The sequence below is a fragment of the Dialister sp. genome, assembly GCF_036343215.1.
GTDB lineage: Bacteria > Bacillota > Negativicutes > Veillonellales > Dialisteraceae > Dialister.
In genome coordinates this window covers 1-2,975 of sequence record NZ_JAZASU010000150.1, presented here as the reverse complement: position 1 = coordinate 2,975, position 2,975 = coordinate 1, and the positions used below count along the sequence as shown (strand labels likewise).

Genomic DNA, 2,975 nt, shown 5'->3' with positions numbered 1-2,975 from the left:
GAAAAAACACTAGAAAAAGCAGCATAACTGAGACTCATTAATTTTTAATACTAAAAAGTGAAAAACGACTGCAAAACCCGAAAAAAATTGAAATTTTCAGGGTCCCTTTAGTGCGCCCAAAAACAGAGAATTTATCCATTAAGAATAGGTCGGATAGATTAGAAGGCTAATTTTCATCTAATAAACCTAAAAATCCACAATATTAGATTTTTGATGTCCTTATTTTGTTGCCATTACCCGAGCCCGGGGAGCTGGCCGCGAAGCGGACTGAGGGGTTGTTCTATCGTTCAAGTCGAAAATGAGGCTGACTGCCAAAACCTGGCCGGAATCAATGCTTCTACCGTTCAGCAAGTGCTCTCCCTCAGAAACAGCACAAAGTGCTGAGAGGGCAGGCGAAGGGAAACTTTCGAAAAAGACTCAAAAGCCAGCCATGCCCGGAGTCAGGCCCTCCTCGAACAGGGCTCCGCGATAGCGGTGGGAGGACGAACAAGTAGAAACCATACAAGCCTCTGTCAACGTGAAGTCTGTCAATCTGTAATGCCAATTGCAAAACGTTTTCATGCAAATCAAATTGACCCTGTCGGTAAGCAAAGGAAAAAGGCGGCAAAGCCGCAAGACCGGAAAAGACTTTTATTTCTAACAAAAATCTAATGATACAAATCGCGTTTTTTGCTACTATATGTACAGAGTGAAGCAAAAACCTCACAAACTTTCGCCGGAGGCGCCCACCCATAGGCGGCGGAAGGAGGAAACAGCAGAGCTCTACAAGCTGAATGGTACCACGAAGCAAAAAAATGAAAATGTGAAACAGAAAACCGATGCGGCCCCGCAAGGGGAGCAAAAAGCCGCGGAGAGAAATCTCCCGCGGCTTTTTGTCGTGGGGTCCATAGAAAAAGCCCGGACGAAATGAATCTCATTCCGCCCGGGCTTTTGTTATTTCCTCAAGATAGCGCGGCTGAGAGGTTGTCCTGCCGATTCAAGTCGGGAATGAGAGACTGCCAAAACGTTCCCGGGATAAATGTCCCAAACCATCAGCATGCTATCGTTTCAGGCTCCCCCAAGGTTGGGGAGCTGGACGCGAAGCGGACTGAGGGGTTGTTCTATCGTTCAAGTCGAAAATGAGGCTAATTGCTAAAACCTGTCTGGAACTAATGACTCTACCGTCCAGCAAGTGCTCTCCCTCGGGAACAGCACAAAGTGCTGAGAGGGCGGGCAAAGAAAAAAGGCGGCGAAGCCGCCAAAAGCGAAAATCCACCCTTGAAAGGGGGGATGCCGAAGGCAGGGGGGGAAGACTAAGGCGTGTTTTCCGATAACGATAGAGTCACATGAGCAAACAAGCATCAATCATCCCATCCGCCCTGACGAGTACCTTCCCTATCTAAGGGAAGGCTTTCGCAACAGGCGGCCTTCGGCCTCTGGGATTCCATTTCCCCTGTTTCCCCGAAATGTCAATTCCTGTCGCTCAAAGATGGTAAAATTTCCCTGCATCTGCAATAATAGTGTCAGCACAGGAGGTAAGGATATGGAAAAGATGGAAAAAGACGAAAGAGTTACCAGACTGAAAGACCTGATTGAAGAGCAGAACTGGACTGAAGCCCTGCCTCTCGCAGAAAGTCTGTCAGCAGAAGGAAACGATGAGGGTGAGGTTCTTCTGGGCCTTTTGTACTATGATGGCCACGGAGTGACGCAGAACGCAGCAAAGGCAAAGGAACTTTTTGAAAAATCCTGGGCTCAGGGGAATGCCCGTGCTGCCTGCCTGCTCGGGATTATGTACGAAGACGGGAATCAGGTACTGCCGGATTATGCCAAAGCCCTGGATCTCTATGAAAAAGCAGCCGGACTGGGAAATAGAAATGCCATGTTTAATATGGGATGTCTTTATCTCTATGGCAAAGGCGTCAAAAAAGACGCAAAGAAAGCCTTTCATCTGTTTCAGGAATTGGCTGAAAAGGGCGATTCCGATGGTGAATTGCTTTTGGGATACTGCTGCCATAAAGGCAAGGGAACAGAGCCTGATATCGCAAAAGCCGCAGAGTGGTACCTGAAAGCTGCAGACCTTGGAAATGATGCAGCCATGAGGGCTCTGGGATACCTGTATTACTATGGGGCAGAGCAGGACGGAGGACCGAAGAAAGACATTCAGGAAGCCCTGAAATGGTTCCATAAATCCGCCGATCTCGGAGATATCGAGGCCCAATACTGGCTGGGAACCATGTATGCGGAGGGAGAAGGAGTCCATCGGGACTACGATAAAGCCTTCCGCTATTTCCTGAAAGCCGCTGAGCAGGGCATTCCGGAAGGAGAAACCGACGCAGGACTCGCTTACCTGAACGGCTGGGGAACAAAAGTCGATTTCGCCAAAGCCCTGGAATGGCTCCGCAAAGCCGCTGATCAGGGAGAATCCTTTGCCATGTACACCCTTGGATACCTCTATGAAGAAGGGGAAGCCGTGGAACAGAACTATGACCTGGCCCTAAAATGGTATCGTAAAGCCGCCGAAGCCGGCAATTCCGACGCGGCCAGACTCCTCGGAGACTACTACGCCGAAGGAAAAACCGTCCCCAAAGACGAAAAACTCGCCGCCGAATGGTATCAGATGGCCGACACCCTGGGAGACAAAGAAGCCTCTGCCAGCCTCGCCTGGCTCCAGCTCAAAGGAAATAGAAGCGATTATATGGACTTTTTCAGACATAAAGTACAGTGAGAAACAGGAAACACAGGAAATAAAATTTCTTTGCAGCACCCTTTGAATCGGGAATCTAGGGATTCTCGGGATTCATTCCGGGATTGTCGGGAATGAGAGACTGCCAAAACGTTCCCGGGACAAAAGTCTCAAACCATCAGCATGCTGTCGTTTCAGGCTCCCCAAGCTTGGTAATGGCAACAAAATAAGGACATCAAAAATCTAATATTGTAGATTTTTAGGTTTATTAGATAAAAATTAACCTTCTAATCTATCCGACCTATCCTTAATG

General features: G+C 48.3%; 1 protein-coding gene. It reads left to right on the top strand.

Going from position 1 to position 2,975, the window contains the following annotated elements; translation table 11 throughout:
* Positions 1 to 1,522: 1,522 nt before the first annotated feature.
* A complete protein-coding gene (locus VZT47_RS09885; protein WP_330224795.1) occupies positions 1,523 to 2,704 on the top strand; it encodes an SEL1-like repeat protein in 1,182 nt (393 codons plus the stop codon).
* Positions 2,705 to 2,975: the final 271 nt, after the last annotated feature.